The organism is Aeromonas sp. CA23, assembly GCF_002587065.1.
GTDB lineage: Bacteria > Pseudomonadota > Gammaproteobacteria > Enterobacterales > Aeromonadaceae > Aeromonas > Aeromonas bestiarum.
On record NZ_CP023818.1, the window covers coordinates 1045001 to 1059567 of the forward strand.

13 protein-coding genes, 1 tRNA gene and 2 rRNA genes are annotated in these 14567 nt (G+C 58.8%); 15 read left to right on the top strand and 1 reads right to left on the bottom strand.

Annotated elements, in window-relative coordinates:
• The first annotated feature begins 69 nt into the window (after window positions 1-69).
• From CK910_RS04905 to CK910_RS04915, 3 genes are all read left to right on the top strand, one after another.
• Window positions 70-2959: ribosomal RNA gene (locus CK910_RS04905) — 23S ribosomal RNA — on the top strand.
• Between the two features lie 124 nt (window positions 2960-3083).
• Window positions 3084-3198 (top strand): 5S ribosomal RNA (gene rrf, locus CK910_RS04910).
• A 106-nt stretch (window positions 3199-3304) separates the two neighbouring features.
• Window positions 3305-3380, top strand: a tRNA-Thr gene (locus CK910_RS04915).
• 49 nt (window positions 3381-3429) lie between these two features.
• On the opposite strand, the gene CK910_RS04920 is transcribed toward CK910_RS04915, so the two are convergent.
• The gene (locus tag CK910_RS04920) at window positions 3430-3684 is read right to left on the bottom strand and encodes a hypothetical protein (RefSeq protein ID WP_098981267.1); all 255 of its coding nucleotides are present in this window, start codon (window positions 3682-3684) and stop codon (window positions 3430-3432) included.
• A 92-nt stretch (window positions 3685-3776) separates the two neighbouring features.
• Here CK910_RS04920 and CK910_RS04925 point away from each other — a divergent pair, with 92 nt between their 5' ends.
• From CK910_RS04925 to prlC, 12 genes are all read left to right on the top strand, one after another.
• Window positions 3777-5042 (top strand): cytosine deaminase, encoded by a 1266-nt coding sequence (locus CK910_RS04925; protein ID WP_098981270.1) that lies wholly within the window; start codon window positions 3777-3779, stop codon window positions 5040-5042.
• A gap of 85 nt (window positions 5043-5127) precedes the next feature.
• Entirely contained in the window at window positions 5128-5505 is a 378-nt protein-coding gene (gene crcB, locus CK910_RS04930; RefSeq protein ID WP_098981273.1) for a fluoride efflux transporter CrcB, read from the top strand.
• 65 nt (window positions 5506-5570) lie between these two features.
• Complete coding sequence (gene ubiE / locus CK910_RS04935) at window positions 5571-6323, top strand: bifunctional demethylmenaquinone methyltransferase/2-methoxy-6-polyprenyl-1,4-benzoquinol methylase UbiE (protein ID WP_042867354.1); 753 nt, start codon at window positions 5571-5573, stop codon at window positions 6321-6323.
• Window positions 6324-6331: 8 nt separating this feature from the next.
• On the top strand, window positions 6332-6940 hold the full coding sequence (locus CK910_RS04940) for a ubiquinone biosynthesis accessory factor UbiJ (protein ID WP_043135884.1): 609 nt from the start codon (window positions 6332-6334) through the stop codon (window positions 6938-6940).
• Complete coding sequence (gene ubiB, locus CK910_RS04945; RefSeq protein WP_098981275.1) at window positions 6940-8583, top strand: ubiquinone biosynthesis regulatory protein kinase UbiB; 1644 nt, start codon at window positions 6940-6942, stop codon at window positions 8581-8583. The genes CK910_RS04940 and ubiB overlap by 1 nt, the downstream gene beginning before the upstream one ends.
• Before the next feature lie 115 nt (window positions 8584-8698).
• Window positions 8699-8947: a Sec-independent protein translocase subunit TatA gene (gene tatA, locus CK910_RS04950; protein WP_043135785.1), complete on the top strand. Its 249-nt coding sequence runs from the start codon at window positions 8699-8701 to the stop codon at window positions 8945-8947.
• Between the two features lie 3 nt (window positions 8948-8950).
• Window positions 8951-9397 carry a Sec-independent protein translocase protein TatB gene (tatB, locus tag CK910_RS04955; RefSeq protein ID WP_098981278.1) on the top strand — a complete coding sequence of 149 codons (447 nt, stop codon included), beginning with the start codon at window positions 8951-8953 and terminating at the stop codon, window positions 9395-9397.
• Complete coding sequence (gene tatC, locus CK910_RS04960; RefSeq protein ID WP_098981280.1) at window positions 9394-10143, top strand: twin-arginine translocase subunit TatC; 750 nt, start codon at window positions 9394-9396, stop codon at window positions 10141-10143. The genes tatB and tatC overlap by 4 nt, the downstream gene beginning before the upstream one ends.
• Before the next feature lie 29 nt (window positions 10144-10172).
• Window positions 10173-10415, top strand: coding sequence for a hypothetical protein (locus tag CK910_RS04965; RefSeq protein ID WP_098981283.1), 243 nt, complete (start codon window positions 10173-10175; stop codon window positions 10413-10415).
• Window positions 10412-11197 carry a TatD family hydrolase gene (locus tag CK910_RS04970; protein WP_098981285.1) on the top strand — a complete coding sequence of 262 codons (786 nt, stop codon included), beginning with the start codon at window positions 10412-10414 and terminating at the stop codon, window positions 11195-11197. Before CK910_RS04965 ends, CK910_RS04970 begins: the two co-directional genes overlap by 4 nt.
• Window positions 11198-11200: 3 nt before the next feature.
• Window positions 11201-12220, top strand: a complete 1020-nt coding sequence (gene hemB / locus CK910_RS04975) for a porphobilinogen synthase (protein ID WP_098981288.1) — start codon at window positions 11201-11203, stop codon at window positions 12218-12220.
• A gap of 222 nt (window positions 12221-12442) precedes the next feature.
• Window positions 12443-14485, top strand: coding sequence for an oligopeptidase A (gene prlC, locus CK910_RS04980; RefSeq protein ID WP_098981290.1), 2043 nt, complete (start codon window positions 12443-12445; stop codon window positions 14483-14485).
• Window positions 14486-14567: the final 82 nt, after the last annotated feature.

Consider the following 14567-nt stretch of genomic DNA (forward strand, 5'->3'; position numbering starts at 1 on the left):
AAATTTATTTTGGTCCTTGTTGTACGACAACAAGTCGCGTCGTTTCGACGACACTTCTTGGGGTTGTATGGTTAAGTGACTAAGCGTACATGGTGGATGCCTTGGCAGTCAGAGGCGATGAAGGACGTACTAACCTGCGATAAGCTGTGAGAAGTCGGTAAGAGACGCTATTACTCACAGATTTCCGAATGGGGAAACCCACCCAGCATAAGCTGGGTATCTATTACTGAATACATAGGTAATAGAGGCGAACCGGGAGAACTGAAACATCTAAGTACCCCGAGGAAAAGAAATCAACCGAGATTCCCTCAGTAGCGGCGAGCGAACGGGGATTAGCCCTTAAGTTTCTTGGAAGTTAGTGGAATGGTCCTGGAAAGGCCAGCGATACAGGGTGATAGCCCCGTACATGAAAACGACCTTGAAGTGAAATCGAGTAGGGCGGGACACGTGACATCCTGTCTGAATATGGGGGGACCATCCTCCAAGGCTAAATACTCCTGACTGACCGATAGTGAACCAGTACCGTGAGGGAAAGGCGAAAAGAACCCCTGTGAGGGGAGTGAAATAGAACCTGAAACCGTGTACGTACAAGCAGTGGGAGCCCTTCGGGGTGACTGCGTACCTTTTGTATAATGGGTCAGCGACTTACATTTTGTAGCGAGGTTAACCGTATAGGGGAGCCGTAGGGAAACCGAGTCTTAACTGGGCGTCTAGTTGCAAGGTGTAGACCCGAAACCGGGTGATCTAGCCATGGGCAGGTTGAAGGTTGAGTAACATCAACTGGAGGACCGAACCCACTAACGTTGCAAAGTTAGGGGATGACCTGTGGCTGGGGGTGAAAGGCCAATCAAACTCGGAGATAGCTGGTTCTCCCCGAAAGCTATTTAGGTAGCGCCTCGGACGAATACTACTGGGGGTAGAGCACTGTTTGGACTAGGGGGTCATCCCGACTTACCAACTCCATGCAAACTCCGAATACCAGTAAGTAATATCCGGGAGACACACGGCGGGTGCTAACGTCCGTCGTGAAGAGGGAAACAACCCAGACCGCCGGCTAAGGTCCCAAAGTTCTGGTTAAGTGGGAAACGATGTGGGAAGGCTCAGACAGCTAGGATGTTGGCTTAGAAGCAGCCATCATTTAAAGAAAGCGTAATAGCTCACTAGTCGAGTCGGCCTGCGCGGAAGATGTAACGGGGCTCAAACCAGGCACCGAAGCCGCGGATTCACACTTATGTGTGAGTGGTAGGGGAGCGTTCTGTAAGTCTGCGAAGGTGTATCGAGAGGTATGCTGGAGATATCAGAAGTGCGAATGCTGACGTAAGTAACGATAAAGGGGGTGAAAAGCCTCCTCGCCGGAAGACCAAGGGTTCCTGTCCAACGTTAATCGGGGCAGGGTGAGTCGACCCCTAAGGTGAGGCCGAAAGGCGTAATCGATGGGAAGCAGGTTAATATTCCTGCACGACTTGTAATTGCGATGGGGGGACGGAGAAGGCTAGGTGGGCCAGGCGACGGTTGTCCTGGTGAAAGTGCGTAGGTGGTGTTTCTAGGCAAATCCGGAGACACAACACTGAGACACGAGACGAAGCCACTACGGTGGTGAAGCCATTGATGCCCTGCTTCCAGGAAAAGCCTCTAAGCTTCAGATTACAAGTCATCGTACCCCAAACCGACACAGGTGGTCGGGTAGAGAATACCAAGGCGCTTGAGAGAACTCGGGTGAAGGAACTAGGCAAAATAGAACCGTAACTTCGGGAGAAGGTTCGCTCTTGACAGTGAAGTCCCTCGCGGATGGAGCAGTTGGGAGTCGCAGTGACCAGATGGCTGGGACTGTTTATCAAAAACACAGCACTCTGCAAACACGAAAGTGGACGTATAGGGTGTGACACCTGCCCGGTGCCGGAAGGTTAATTGATGGGGTTAGCGCAAGCGAAGCTCTTGATCGAAGCCCCGGTAAACGGCGGCCGTAACTATAACGGTCCTAAGGTAGCGAAATTCCTTGTCGGGTAAGTTCCGACCTGCACGAATGGTGTAACCATGGCCATGCTGTCTCCACCCGAGACTCAGTGAAATCGAATTCGCCGTGAAGATGCGGTGTACCCGCGGCTAGACGGAAAGACCCCGTGAACCTTTACTACAGCTTGGCACTGAACATTGAACCTACATGTGTAGGATAGGTGGGAGGCTTTGAAGGCGTGACGCCAGTTGCGTTGGAGCCGTCCTTGAAATACCACCCTTGTATGTTTGATGTTCTAACGCAGGTCCCTGAATCGGGATCGCGGACAGTGCCTGGTGGGTAGTTTGACTGGGGCGGTCTCCTCCCAAAGAGTAACGGAGGAGCACGAAGGTTGGCTAATCCTGGTCGGACATCAGGAGGTTAGTGCAATGGCATAAGCCAGCTTAACTGCGAGACGGACAGGTCGAGCAGGTACGAAAGTAGGTCATAGTGATCCGGTGGTTCTGAATGGAAGGGCCATCGCTCAACGGATAAAAGGTACTCCGGGGATAACAGGCTGATACCGCCCAAGAGTTCATATCGACGGCGGTGTTTGGCACCTCGATGTCGGCTCATCACATCCTGGGGCTGAAGTCGGTCCCAAGGGTATGGCTGTTCGCCATTTAAAGTGGTACGCGAGCTGGGTTCAGAACGTCGTGAGACAGTTCGGTCCCTATCTGCCGTGGGCGTTGGATGATTGAAGGGAGTTGCTCCTAGTACGAGAGGACCGGAGTGAACGAACCTCTGGTGTTCGGGTTGTCACGCCAGTGGCACTGCCCGGTAGCTAAGTTCGGAATCGATAACCGCTGAAAGCATCTAAGCGGGAAGCGAGCCCTGAGATGAGTCATCCCTGACCCCTTGAGGGTCCTAAAGGGCCGTTGGAGACCACAACGTTGATAGGTGGGGTGTGTAAGCGCGGCGACGTGTTGAGCTAACCCATACTAATTACCCGTGAGGCTTAACCATACAACACCCAAGAAGTGTTCTGAGACTTGTAGCAAGTGCGAGACTACTTACCTAATTCAGTGATAGCGACCAGGCAATAGCCAATCAGTCGTTACTCACGTCAGCTTTCTAGATTAAGATTTTGCCTGGCGGCCATAGCGCCGTGGAACCACCTGATCCCATGCCGAACTCAGAAGTGAAACGCGGTAGCGCCGATGGTAGTGTGGCATTCGCCATGCGAGAGTAGGACACTGCCAGGCTTCAATTAAGCAACTACAGCGATGTAGTTGGTCGCGATACAACGTCAGGTTGTGTTGGACAGAAGATTTAGATAACGCACGCAGTGCGGTCTTTACCGGTTAGTGTGCTGATATGGCTCAGTTGGTAGAGCGCATCCTTGGTAAGGATGAGGTCCCCAGTTCGACTCTGGGTATCAGCACCAGTAAATATTAAAGCCTCCCAATCGGGAGGCTTTTTTGTATTCGTCTTTCTCAGTTTACCGAAATCTGTCTGGCATCGAGATAGAAACGGGCCTGCCCCGAGGCTTCTATCTGGATAGCCGCGACCAGCCGCTCGTTGCGCTTGTATTCCCACTGCTTGTCGATCGAGGTCAACGGCGGCTTGTTGATACCCAGCGCCTGCAGATATTCGTGAAACAGACCAGCGCTGCCGATCTCGGTCAATCCTGCTTTCATCCCAATTAACTCCCTTTTATTGTTGCTGTTTATCAATAGTAGCAGTCTCATATGTATTCAATATGAACGCTTTTCTATTAAATTGATCCAAGCTAAGTTGTGGATTGGAAAAGGTAATCGGTGTCAGAAAAAGGAAGAAAAACATGCTGATAAAGAATGTGCGTCTGGCTGGCAGAGAGGGGTTGTGGCAGATCCTGTGCCAGGATGGCCTGATCCGGACCATAGCTCCCATGAGCCAGCTTCTCCTGTCTACCCGGGAGCTGGATGGGGAGGAGGGTCTGGCCATGGCCCCCTTTATCGAGCCTCATATTCACCTCGATACTACCCAGACCGCCGGGGAGCCGAGCTGGAACCTGTCCGGTACCCTGTTCGAGGGGATAGAGCGCTGGGCCGAGCGCAAGGCGCTGCTGACCCATGAAGATGTGAAACAGCGCGCCATCCAGACGCTGAAGTGGCAGATCGCCAACGGCATCCAGTTTGTCCGCACCCACGTCGATGTCTCCGATCCCAACCTGGTCGCCTTGAAGGCGATGCTGGAGGTGAAGGAGGAGATGAAGGAGTGGGTCGAGCTGCAGATAGTGGCCTTCCCACAGGAGGGGATCCTCTCCTACCCCAACGGCAAGGCGTTGCTGGAAGAGGCGCTCAGGCTGGGAGCCGATGTGATCGGCGCCATTCCCCATTTCGAGTTCACCCGGGAATATGGGGTCGAAAGTCTGCACTACGTCTTCGATCTTGCCGAGAAGTATCAGGTTCTGGTGGATGTGCACTGTGACGAGATCGATGACGAGCAGTCCCGTTTCATCGAGACCCTGGCGACGCTTGCTTATGAGCGCGGCATGGGCCAGCGGGTGACCGCCAGCCATACCACCGCCATGCACTCCTACAACGGGGCTTATGCTTCCCGCCTGTTCCGGCTACTCAAGATGGCGGACATCAACTTCGTCGCCAATCCGCTGGTGAACATCCACCTGCAGGGGCGCTTCGATACCTATCCCAAGCGCCGCGGCATCACCCGGGTGAAGGAGATGCTGGAGGCGAACATCAACGTCTGTTTCGGCCACGACGACGTGTTCGATCCCTGGTATCCCATGGGCACGGCCAACATGCTGCAGGTGCTGCACATGGGGCTGCATGTGTGCCAGATCATGGGGTATGAGCAGATCAACGACGGCTTGAAGCTCATCAGCAGCCACAGCGCCCGTACTCTGAACGTGCAGGATCGCTACGGCATCGAGGTCGGCAAGCCGGCCAATCTGCTGATCCTGCCTGCCGAGAACGGCTTCGATGCGGTGCGCCGTCAGGTGCCGGTGCGTTACTCCATCCGCCATGGCCGGGTGATTGCCGAGACCCGGCCGGCTCAGACCTCACTCCATCTGGATCGGATCGAACCGGTCGACTTTCGCCGGTGAGGCGGTCGATATCGATTAATTGCCCCGCTGTCCCCGCTTGCCGACATTTTGCATAATGTCGGCCTGATACTGTGGAGTCTGCCCTATGCAAACTTGGTTATATGTTGCGGCAGGCGGTGCCATCGGCGCCTGCCTGCGTTTTGGTATCGCCGAGCTGATGGCACTCTTGCTGGGACGCCACTTTCCCTATGGCACCCTGGCGGTGAACGTGGTCGGCTCCTTCATCATGGGGCTGGCGTTTGCCCTGATCAGCCACGGCCATGTGCTGGAGAGCCCGATGAAACCGCTGCTGATGGTGGGGATCCTCGGAGCGCTCACCACCTTCTCCTCCTTCGCGCTGGATACTGTGGTACTGGCCCAGCAGGGCGCCTACCTGAAGGCGGTGCTCAATATAGGCCTCAACCTTTTCCTCTGTCTGGCCATGGTGTTGCTGGGCATGCAGTTGGTTGCCAGCCGGGTTTAAGGTGTCCGCACGCCATTGGCTCTGGTAAACTGGCGACCATTCTTTGCTCTATGGGTGTTTAAGGGATGTCAGAACAGACTACGACAACGCATTTTGGCTTTAAAACCGTGGCCGCGACCGAGAAGGAAACCCTGGTCGCCGGCGTCTTTCATTCGGTGGCAGCCAAGTATGATCTGATGAACGATCTGATGTCGTTCGGCATCCACCGCCTGTGGAAGCGCTTCACCATCGACTGCTCAGGTGTGCGCAAGGGTCAGAAGGTGCTGGATCTGGCCGGTGGCACCGGCGATCTGACCGCCAAGTTCTCCCGTATCGTCGGCGAGACCGGTCAGGTGGTACTGGCGGATATCAATGACTCCATGCTCAAGGTGGGCCGCGACAAGCTGCGCAACCTGGGAGTGGCGAACAACGTCTCCTACGTGCAGGCCAACGCCGAGGCGTTGCCCTTCCCGGACAACCACTTCGATGTCATTACCATCGGCTTTGGCCTGCGCAACGTCACCGACAAGGACAAGGCTCTGGCCTCCATGTTCCGGGTGCTGAAGCCGGGCGGCCGTCTGCTGGTGCTGGAGTTCTCCAAGCCCGCCAGCGAGGTGATCGCCAAGCTGTACGATCTCTACTCCTTCAAACTGCTGCCGAAAATGGGTGAAATCGTCGCGAACGACGGTGAAAGCTACAAATATCTGGCGGAATCCATCCGCATGCACCCGGATCAGCAGACCCTGAAGGGAATGATGGAGAATGTCGGTTTTGAGCAGGTCGAGTTCTACAACCTGACCCAGGGTGTGGTTGCCCTGCACCGTGGTTACAAGTTTTAAGGTCGCCTATGCCGATGGATGCCATGGTCACCGCCGTGATCGAAACCAGCCTCAACCAGTTGCTGACGCTCGACAAGCAGAGTCAGGAACGGTTGCGCAAGCTGACGGGCAAGGTGCTCAAGCTGGAGCTGCGTGAACTCAAGCCGCTCTGGTTTGTCTTCTCCGATCGCCGGCTGGATGTGCTGGCCCGCCACGAAGGCGAGGCCGATGCCGTGCTCAGCCTGTCGCTGACGGCGCTGGGCCTGCTGAAAGACCCTTCCGCCCTGACTCGCTACATCCGTGAGGAGAAGCTGGATCTGAGCGGCGATCCCCAGCTGGTGCAGGCGTTCAGCGTCTTGCTGGGCGAGCTGGACATCGACTGGGAAGAGGAGCTGTCGCGCTATACCGGCGATGTGCTGGCCCACACCCTGTTCAGTGGTGCCCGTCAGGCGCGCCGCGTGCTGGGGCGCGAGCTGTGCCGCTCCCGCAGTCAGCTGGCGGAATACCTGACCGAAGAGATCCGCCTCGCACCGGGTCCGCTGGAAGTGGCGAGCTTCAACGACGATGTCGAGCTGCTGGCGCAACGGATGAAAGCGGTCGAGCTGCGGCTGGCCCGCTTCGAACAGCAGGTAGCCTGATGACCCCGAAGGAGTTCAAGCGCCTCTATCGCATCATCAGCATCCTGCTGGAGCAGGGCATAGATGAACTCGTGCCTGCCCGCTATCAGCCCTGGCCGGGTCGTCTGGCCCGCCGCAGCCTGTTCTGGCTCAAGAACAAGCAGCAGGGGCTGAGTCGCGGCGCCCGCATTCGCCTCGCCTTCGAGGCGCTCGGTCCCATCTTCATCAAGTTCGGCCAGATGCTGTCGACCCGGCGCGATCTGCTGCCGCCGGATATCGCCGAAGAGCTGGCCCTGTTGCAGGACAGGGTGCCACCTTTCTGCGGTCAGGCGGCGCGCCTCAAGATCGAGGAGAGCCTGGGCTGCGCCATCGAGACTCTATTTGACGACTTCGACGAGACGCCGCTGGCGTCGGCCTCCATCGCCCAGGTACACACGGGTCGATTGAAGGAAAATGGCCGCGAGATCGTCATCAAGGTGATCCGCCCCGACATAGAACCGGTCATAGAGGCCGATCTGCGCCTGATGCAGACCCTGGCCCGCCTGGTGGCCCGCTTCGTGCCCCAGAGTGCGCGCCTGCGCCCCATCGAGGTGGTGGAAGAGTATCGCAAGACCATACTCGACGAGCTGAACCTGATGCGCGAAGCCGCCAACGCCATCCAGCTGCGCCGCAACTTCACCGGCTCAGATGCCCTCTACGTGCCCGAGGTGTTCACCGAACACTGCCGTGAGCATGTGCTGGTGATGGAGCGCATCTACGGCATACCGGTTTCCGACATTCCGGCGCTGGAAGCGAACGGCACCAACATGAAGCTGCTGGCCGAGCGTGGGGTGGAGGTCTTCTTCACCCAGGTGTTCCGCGACAGCTTCTTCCACGCCGACATGCATCCCGGCAACATCTTCGTCTCCTATGAACATCCCGACAATCCGCTCTGGATCGGCATCGACTGCGGCATAGTCGGCACCCTGAACCGGGAAGACAAGCGCTACCTGGCCGAGAACTTCCTCGCCTTCTTCAACCGCGACTATCGCCGGGTGGCCGAGCTGCACGTGGAGTCCGGCTGGGTACCGCCAGACACCAAGGTGGACGAGTTCGAATTCGCTATCCGCACCGTGCTGGAGCCCATCTTCGAGAAGCCGCTGTCCGAAATTTCGTTCGGCCACGTGCTGCTCAACCTGTTCAACACCGCCCGTCGCTTCAACATGGCGGTGCAGCCGCAGCTGGTGCTGTTGCAGAAGACATTGCTCTATGTGGAGGGGCTGGGTCGTCAGCTCTATCCCCAGCTGGACCTGTGGCAGACCGCCAAGCCCTATCTGGAAAACTGGATGCACGAGCAGGTCGGGCCGAAAGCCGTGTGGAATGCCATCAAGGAGAAGGCGCCATTCTGGGCGGAGAAACTGCCTGAATTGCCTGAGCTGGTCTATGAGACCCTGCGCCAGACCCGCCACCAGCAGCGCCACTTCGATCAGATGTTTGCCGATTTTCGCCGTCACAGCCGTCGACAGGGACAGGCTCGCTACCTCTTAGGGGTTGGAGCCAGCCTGCTATTGGCGGGTGTATTCTTGCTGACCCAAAAACAATACATTGAGTGGGGACAAATCAGCCTGGCCGGCACCGGTTTATGCTGGCTGTTGGGCTGGTTCAAGGCCCGCTCCCGCCAATAACGCACTCGTGCAGTTTGGCGTCAGTTTTGAAGAAATTACGGGCTGGTATCAGCATCGTGATCGTTAATAACACACTCGCATACCTTAGCGTCAATGTTGGACTTGGAGACATATCATGGGTGGTATCAGTATTTGGCAGTTGTTGATCATCGCAGTCATAGTCGTGCTGCTGTTCGGTACCAAGAAGCTGCGCGGGATCGGCGGCGATCTGGGTGCGGCCGTCAAGGGTTTCAAGAAGGCGTTGTCTGATGAGCCGACCGATGGCAAACCCGAGCAGAAAGATGCCGAGTTTCCTCCCAAGCAGCTGAACGAAGCGGCCAATAGTGCCGAGACCGCCAAGCAGAAAGATAAAGATCAGGCCTAAGCCATGTTCGATATCGGTTTCTGGGAGCTGGTTGTCATCGGTGTCGTCGCCCTGGTGGTGCTCGGTCCCGAACGGCTGCCCGTGGCGATCCGTACCGCCAGCCACTGGATCAGGCTGATCCGCAGCACTGCCAACTCGGTCAAGTCCGAGCTGGAGCAGGAGCTCAAGTTGCAGGATCTGCACAACGACCTGAAGAAGGCCGAACAGTTGCAGATGAACAACCTGAGCCCCGAGTTGCAGGAGTCTATCGAGCAGCTGAAAGCGGCCGCACAATCGGTGACCCGCCCTTACGAACAGCAAAACACCATCCGCCCCGCCCCGGCCGCTGCCGAGGTGCAGGAAGATACATCCGAGCAACCAGCCGTGACGGCGGCTCATGACGAGGAAACCGCCATGATCCCTGTCCAGGGTGCAGAGCTGCGTGTCGAGCAAGGGGAGGTGAAGCCATGAGTCAGGCCGAACAACCCCTGATCACCCATCTGGTCGAGCTGAGAACCCGCTTGCTGCGGTCCATCTCGGCCGTCCTGCTGGTGTTCATCGCGCTGATCTATTTTTCCAACAACATCTACGACTTCGTGGCCCAGCCGCTGCTCAGTCAGTTGCCGGCAGGCACCAGCATGATAGCGACGGATGTGGCGACCCCCTTCCTGACGCCGATCAAGCTGACCCTGGTGGTCTCCTTCTTCGTGGCGATCCCCTATCTGCTGTATCAGGCCTGGGCCTTCATCGCCCCCGGTCTGTACAAGCATGAGCGGCGTCTCATCATGCCGTTGGTCGTCTCCACTGCCGTGTTGTTCTACAGCGGCATGGCGTTTGCCTACTACGTGGTGTTCCCGCTGGTGTTCGGTTTCTTCACCAGTACCGCGCCCGCCGGGGTGACGGTGGCGACCGACATCGCCAGCTATCTGGACTTCGTGCTCACCCTGTTCTTCGCGTTCGGGGTGGCGTTCGAGATCCCGGTGGCCACCATACTGCTGTGCTGGACCGGGGTGACCACCCCCAAGAGTCTGGGGGAGAAGCGCCCTTACGTCATCGTCGGGGTGTTCGTGGTCGGCATGTTGCTGACTCCGCCCGATGTCTTCTCCCAGACCCTGCTCGCCATCCCCATGTGGGCCTTGTGGGAGATAGGTCTGTTCTTCGCCCGTTTCTACGTGAAGGAAGAGGAGCAACAGGAACAAACGGAAGAGGGGAGCTGAGGCTCCTCTTAATTTGATAGAGCCGATACATGGTTACGAAAACGGATTTACAAGAATGGGTGCTTACTGCGCTAGCAGATCGCGGTGGTAGAGCTCGAATTGTTAGTGTTGCTGAATGGATATGGACACATAAAGAGCAAGAATTGAAAGGCGCTGGAGAACTGTTCTTCACATGGCAATATGACATGCGCTGGGCTGCGACTGAATTAAGAAAATCCAAGCAAATTAAGGATAAAGACCTGACTCCCAAAGGGATTTGGGAGTTGGCATGATCGACATTGGTCTCAACCTCACCAGCAGCCAGTTTGCCGGTGAACAGCCAGCACTGGTGGCCCGTGCCCGCGCCGCCGGGGTCGAGGCGCTGATCCTGACTGGCACCGATCTGGTCGGCAGCCGCGAAAGCGCTGACTTGGCTGCGCTGTGGCCGGGTTACTGCTTCTCCACCGCGGGTGTGCATCCCCACGATGCCAAGAGCGTCGATGAGCAGACCCTGCCCGCATTGCGTGCGCTGGCGGCCTTGCCGCAGGTGGTGGCCATCGGCGAGTGCGGCCTCGACTACAACCGGGACTTCTCCCCCCGTCCGGTGCAGGATGCGGTATTCGACGCCCAGCTGGCGCTGGCCGCCGAGCTAGGGATGCCGGTGTTTCTGCACTGTCGCGATGCGCACGCCCGTTTTGTCGAGATCCTGCGTCCCTGGCTGCCCAGGCTGCCGGGGGCCGTGCTGCACTGCTTCACCGGCTCCGACGAGGAGCTGGACGAGTGTCTGGCGCTCGGGCTGCATATAGGGGTGACCGGCTGGCTCTGTGACGAGCGCCGCGGTCAGCTGCTGCGGGAACAGGTGGCCCGCATTCCGGCCGGCCGGCTGATGATAGAGACGGATGCCCCTTATCTGGTGCCGCGAGATCTGAAGCCCAGACCAAAACGCAACGAACCCGCTTTTTTGCCGCACATCGCCCAGGTGGTGGCGGCCTGCCGTGGTGAAGCGCCCGAGGCCTTGCTGGCCCACACCCGGGCCACCTCCGCCGCGTTCTTCCAACTTCCTCTTTTGGAGTGATTCATGGCTACAACACTTCCTGGCGCCTTTCCGGGTCGCCGCCTGCGCCGGGTGCGCAAACATGATTTCAGCCGTCGTCTGGTGCGCGAGAACGTACTGACCGCCAACGATCTCATCTATCCCGTGTTCGTGCTGGAGGGGGAGAACCGCCGTGAGGCCGTCACCTCCATGCCGGGGGTGGATCGTCTCTCCATCGATCTGTTGCTGGCGGAAGCCGCAGAGCTGGTCGCCCTCGGCGTGCCCGCCATCGCCCTGTTCCCGGTCACCCCGCTTCAGAGCAAGAGCCTGCTGGCGGAAGAGGCTTACAGCCCGGACGGTCTGGCCCAGCGGGCGACCCGCGCCCTCAAGGCCCGCTTCCCCGAGCTGGGTGTCATCACGGACGTGGCGCTCGACCCCTTTACCACCCACGGTCAGGACGGCATCATCGACGATGAAGGCTATGTGCTGAACGACATCACCACGGAAATCCTGGTGAAGCAGGCGCTCTCCCACGCCGCCGCCGGGGTCGATATAGTGGCGCCGTCCGACATGATGGATGGCCGTATCGGGGCGATCCGTGCCGCACTGGAGGAGAACGGCTTTATCAACACCCAGATCATGGCCTACTCCGCCAAGTACGCCTCCTGCTACTACGGCCCGTTCCGCGATGCGGTCGGCTCTGCCGGCAACCTCGGCAAGAGCAACAAGGCCACCTACCAGATGGATCCGGCCAACAGCAACGAAGCCTTGCACGAGGTGGCACTGGATATCCAGGAAGGGGCCGACAGCGTCATGGTCAAGCCGGGCATGCCCTATCTGGACGTGATCCGCCAGGTGAAGGATCAGTTCGGCGTGCCGACCTTTGCCTATCAGGTGAGCGGCGAGTACGCCATGCACATGGCGGCGATCCAGAACGGCTGGCTGAAGGAGAAGGAGAGCATCATGGAGTCCCTGCTCTGCTTCAAGCGGGCCGGTGCCGACGGCATCCTCACCTACTTCGCCAAGCGGGTGGCGCAGTGGCTGCAGGAAGACGCCAGACGCTGATGCCCGCCTTGCGCTTTCGCTGACAATGCCGACCCCCGGGTCGGCATTGTCGTCTCTGGCCGCCTTGTCGCTGATTTAATGAGCAAGTTTTCGCGAAAAGTGGGCAACTGGCCCGCCTCTCGGTGGCAAAGGCTTGATTAATGAGGTTTCTGCCTACATCTTAGATGGTCCAAGCAGGCTTCTGGACGGCAGGGGCTGTAGAGAATTTAGAGGTACCGCAGGATGAACAACCCTTTGCTGACAATGGACTCGCTGCCCCCTTTCAGCCAGATCCAGCCCGACCAGGTGCAAGCTGCCGTGACGCAGGCCATCGCCGATTGCAAACAGAAGATCAGCGATGTGCTGGCCCAGCGCGACCCACATACCTGGGACAGTCTGATCGCGCCGCTGGAAGAGGTGAATGACCGCCTGGCGCGAGTCTGGTCACCGGTCAGCCATCTCAACTCCGTGCTCAACAGCGAAACGCTGCGCGCGGCCCACGACGCCTGCCTGCCGCTGTTGTCCGAGTTCCAGACCTATGTCGGTCAGCATGAAGGCCTCTATCAGGCTTATCGCGAGCTGGCCGAGAGCGACGATTTCCCGCTGCTGAGCGGTGCCCAGCGCAAGGAGATCCAGAATACCCTGCGCGATTTTCGCCTGTCCGGTATCGGTCTGCCCGCCGAGGCGCAGCAGCGCTACGGCGAGATCCAGGCCCGCCTCTCCGAGCTGGCCTCCCGCTTCAGCAACAACGTGCTGGATGCGACCCAGGGCTGGACCAGGCTGGTGACCGACGAGGCAGACCTGACCGGCCTGCCGCAGAGTGCGCAGGCCGCCGCCCGCCAGCTGGCGGAGCAGAAGGGTCAGCAGGGCTGGCTGTTCACTCTGGATATTCCCTCCTACCTGCCGGTGATGATGTATGCCGACAACCGCGCGCTGCGCGCCGAACTGTATGAGGCCTTCACCACCCGCGCCTCGGATCAGGGCCCGAACGCCGGCAAGTGGGACAACTCCGCCATCATGACCGAGCTGCTCTCCCTGCGCCGCGAACTGGCCCTGCTGCTGGGTTTTGGCAACTATGCCGAGTTGTCGCTCGCCACCAAGATGGCGGACAAGACGGAGCAGGTAGTGGGCTTCCTCTCGGATCTCGCGGCCAAATCCCTGCCACAGGGCAAGGCCGAGCTGGAGGAGATCCGCACCTTCGCCGCCGAGCAGCATGGCCAGAGCGAACTGGCGGCCTGGGATCTGCCCTATTACGCCGAGAAGCTCAAGCAGCACAAGTTCTCCATCTCCGACGAGCAACTGCGCCCTTACTTCCCCGCCAACAAGGTGGTGAAGGGCCTGTTCGAGGTGGTGAGACGGGTGTTTGGCATCAAGGTGCGCGAGCGCCTCGGCATCGACACCTGGCACCCTGATGTGCGCTTCTACGATATCTTCGATGCCGAGGACGAGCTGCGCGGCAGCTTCTACCTCGACCTCTATGCCCGCGAGCACAAGCAGGGCGGGGCCTGGATGGATGTCTGCCTGGGCCGTCGCTACCGTCAGGATGGCTCGCTGCAAAAGCCGGTGGCCTATCTGACCTGCAACTTCAACGGCCCTGTGGATGGCAAACCGGCTCTGTTCACCCACAACGAGGTTGTGACCCTGTTCCACGAGTTCGGCCACGGCATTCACCACATGCTGACCCGGATCGACGTGGCCGGTGTCGCCGGTATCAACGGCGTGGCCTGGGATGCGGTAGAGCTGCCGAGCCAGTTCCTGGAGAACTGGTGCTGGGAGTCCGAGGCGTTGGCCTTCATCTCCGGTCATCATGAAACCGGCGAGCCGCTGCCTGCCGATCTGCTGGAGAAGATGCTGACTGCCCGCAACTTCCAGGCCGCCATGCAGATGCTGCGTCAGCTGGAGTTCGCCCTGTTCGACTTCCGTCTGCACCAGGAGTTTGACCCGGCCAAGCCGGATCAGATCCCGGCCCTGCTGAGTGAAGTGCGCAGCCAGGTGGCCGTGATGACGCCGCCGGCGTTCAACCGCTTCCAGCACAGCTTCTCCCACATCTTCGCCGGCGGTTATGCGGCGGGCTACTACAGCTACAAGTGGGCCGAGGTGCTCTCCGCCGATGCCTTCTCCCGCTTCGAGGAGGAGGGGATCTTCAACTCCGCCACCGGCCAATCCTTCCTGAAGAATATTCTGGAGAAGGGGGGGGCGAAGGAGCCCATGGAGCTGTTCCGTGCCTTCCGTGGCCGCGAACCCAGGGTCGATGCCCTGCTACGCCATAGCGGGATTGCCGCCTGAGGCCCGGCGCCCTTTGCCGCCGTGAGCTTCAAGCAGGTACACTTTTGCGGCATAGTGGGATCCTTGCGTGATTTTTGAGATA

Excerpts from the sequence above, each read along its gene's own strand:
- CK910_RS04920 (WP_098981267.1), bottom strand. The coding sequence starts at position 3,684 with ATGAGACTGCTACTATTGATAAACAGCAACAATAAAAGGGAGTTAATT.
- CK910_RS04925 (WP_098981270.1), top strand. The coding sequence starts at position 3,777 with ATGCTGATAAAGAATGTGCGTCTGGCTGGCAGAGAGGGGTTGTGGCAG.
- crcB (WP_098981273.1), top strand. The coding sequence starts at position 5,128 with ATGCAAACTTGGTTATATGTTGCGGCAGGCGGTGCCATCGGCGCCTGC.
- ubiE (WP_042867354.1), top strand. The coding sequence starts at position 5,571 with ATGTCAGAACAGACTACGACAACGCATTTTGGCTTTAAAACCGTGGCC.
- CK910_RS04940 (WP_043135884.1), top strand. The coding sequence starts at position 6,332 with ATGCCGATGGATGCCATGGTCACCGCCGTGATCGAAACCAGCCTCAAC.
- ubiB (WP_098981275.1), top strand. The coding sequence starts at position 6,940 with ATGACCCCGAAGGAGTTCAAGCGCCTCTATCGCATCATCAGCATCCTG.
- tatA (WP_043135785.1), top strand. The coding sequence starts at position 8,699 with ATGGGTGGTATCAGTATTTGGCAGTTGTTGATCATCGCAGTCATAGTC.
- tatB (WP_098981278.1), top strand. The coding sequence starts at position 8,951 with ATGTTCGATATCGGTTTCTGGGAGCTGGTTGTCATCGGTGTCGTCGCC.
- tatC (WP_098981280.1), top strand. The coding sequence starts at position 9,394 with ATGAGTCAGGCCGAACAACCCCTGATCACCCATCTGGTCGAGCTGAGA.
- CK910_RS04965 (WP_098981283.1), top strand. The coding sequence starts at position 10,173 with ATGGTTACGAAAACGGATTTACAAGAATGGGTGCTTACTGCGCTAGCA.
- CK910_RS04970 (WP_098981285.1), top strand. The coding sequence starts at position 10,412 with ATGATCGACATTGGTCTCAACCTCACCAGCAGCCAGTTTGCCGGTGAA.
- hemB (WP_098981288.1), top strand. The coding sequence starts at position 11,201 with ATGGCTACAACACTTCCTGGCGCCTTTCCGGGTCGCCGCCTGCGCCGG.
- prlC (WP_098981290.1), top strand. The coding sequence starts at position 12,443 with ATGAACAACCCTTTGCTGACAATGGACTCGCTGCCCCCTTTCAGCCAG.